Source organism: Streptococcus pseudopneumoniae (genome assembly GCF_001072315.1).
GTDB classification, from domain to species: Bacteria; Bacillota; Bacilli; order Lactobacillales; family Streptococcaceae; genus Streptococcus; species Streptococcus pseudopneumoniae_R.
Genome location: NZ_JVLI01000164.1, coordinates 1 through 2066, shown reverse-complemented (window position 1 = coordinate 2066; position 2066 = coordinate 1). Strand labels below are relative to the sequence as shown.

Annotated in this window: 1 protein-coding gene and 1 pseudogene; both read left to right on the top strand. The window is 32.0% G+C overall.

All coding sequences use genetic code 11. From position 1 onward, the window contains the following. Window positions 1-192, top strand: a pseudogene (locus ADH54_RS12290) (cell filamentation protein Fic); the annotation flags it as partial. 326 nt (window positions 193-518) lie between these two features. Then, the gene (locus ADH54_RS09265; protein WP_049524879.1) at window positions 519-1886 is read left to right on the top strand and encodes an ISLre2 family transposase; all 1368 of its coding nucleotides are present in this window, start codon (window positions 519-521) and stop codon (window positions 1884-1886) included. Window positions 1887-2066 lie beyond the last annotated feature (180 nt).

Below are 2066 nucleotides of genomic sequence, written 5' to 3'. Positions count from 1 at the left end.
GATGATATTAATAAGGCGACTTATTATTCAGCGCTTGAAGCATTTCAGGTTCATGATAACAGACAGCTATTATTTGATTATTTCCGAACTGAGCAACTTTTCTATATGAATTATCTTAAAAATAAAGGATTTGAAGGAGCTATCAATGATGAGAAAGAGGGGGACTTCATAAAAAAGTCAGATAAATGCTAAGAAAAGGTGCAACAGTTTAAGCAAAAGGCAGAAGAAAATCATCATCAAAAAAGCCAATTCAGAGAAGAAACGGGTTTATATTTATAAATACAAATATAACTATAAACGTAATTACAAATATAATTATAATTACGTTTTGCATTTATTTTAACTTACTGCTTTTGTTGTTAAATGAGTCATATTAGTTATGAGATGATATTACTGTTAACTACCTAAAGGTCTGGTTTAATACCAGATTTTTATCTTTGCTGACAAAAAACATTTGAACTCTCGAACTAAAATCTTTATACTTTTTTATTATGATTTTAGTTGGGAGTGTTTTTATTTTGGATACAAAAATTATTGATGAAAGAGAATTTGTAGAGAAATTTAAGAAGAAAAATCTACAAGGATTTCATAAATTTGTAAGTGACTATGACAACTATATTGCTCCCACAATGAGAGCTAGAGGTTACAAATTTGTAAACTATGCTGAGAGAACCGTTACATTTACGTTTGGTCAGGTAACTTTTTCAAGAAGGCGCTGGTATAAGAATGGGAAATGTAGGATTCCAGTAGATGAAAAGTTAGGTCTGGAGAAACGTATTGCTTATTCCAAAGAATTGCTGTATCAGATCACCAAACTAGCTACAATGTTACCGTATCGAAAAGTTGTGGAAGTTATTGAACTGATGTACCAGATTTATATTACTAAAGACACAGTGTTAAAAGCAATTAAACTAGCAAGTCAGTTGTTAAATGAAAAAGAAGATTATCGTTACTATAGTGATGAGGTAGTTGTCAAGAAAATTGAGGCACCTGTCATTTATCTTGAAGGAGATGGTGTTTGGATAAAGGTTAGTGGAAGAGAAAAAGAACAACAGAATAAAGAATTATCTCATTTTGTCATTCATACCGGAACGGAGGAGTATGGAAAGAGGAAAATTTTAAAAGATAAGGTGGAAATTGTGTCTCCCAATAATCGAATAGCAAGGAAAAGAGTAGTAGATTATATTTATAATCATTTTAAAATTACGTCAGATACTCTACTTGTGACTAATTCAGATATGGGGCACGGATATACTCCACGTTTATTTAAAGAGATATCAAAAGATCTAGGAATTGAGCACCATCAACATTTTTGGGATAGGTACCATCTAAACAAAGAAATAAAAAAGTTGGTCAAACCGTATTCCGAAGAGCTACTAGATCAATTTATGAAAGCCATAGATAGCCACTGCAAGCAGAAATTGAAAACAGCTATTGATACACTAGAATCATTCGTCCTGCTTAATCAGAACGAAAAGAAGATTGATACTTTTAAGGTTTTTAAGAATAGAATCCTTGGTAATTTTAAATATATGCAACCTCCTGAGCAGAGGAATCTAGAAACAGCAAGTTTAGGAATTATGGAAAGCCAGCATCGGAAAATCAGTTATCGGATGAAAAATAGAGGAATGTATTGGTCATTAAATCATGCAGATGCTATGTCCCATCTTATTTTGTTGTCTTACAATCAAGAACTCCGAGATTTATTTTTTGGTAATTGGAGAAATGAATATGAAAAATATCACTCAGAAGGAATGAGCAGTGCAAAAGTACGCAAAAAAATCGATCAAGCCCCAAGGAGTTTAGGAACTATTGTAAATGCTTCTTGGAAAGGTCGAAAACAGCGAGACAAACAACGTTTTGCAGGGAAAAAAATCAATAAATAAGATGTCATGGAGTCAGTAAACTCTTGACTTATAGTAATAAATATTGTATAATAATCTTATCAATAAAAAAAAGAGGCACGCAGCAACGTACCTCTCATAAAGATAAACAATTGGGACTTGTTTATCAGTAAGATTAATACTATCAGAAATTTTAGTAGATGTCAAGGCTGAGCAAGTAAA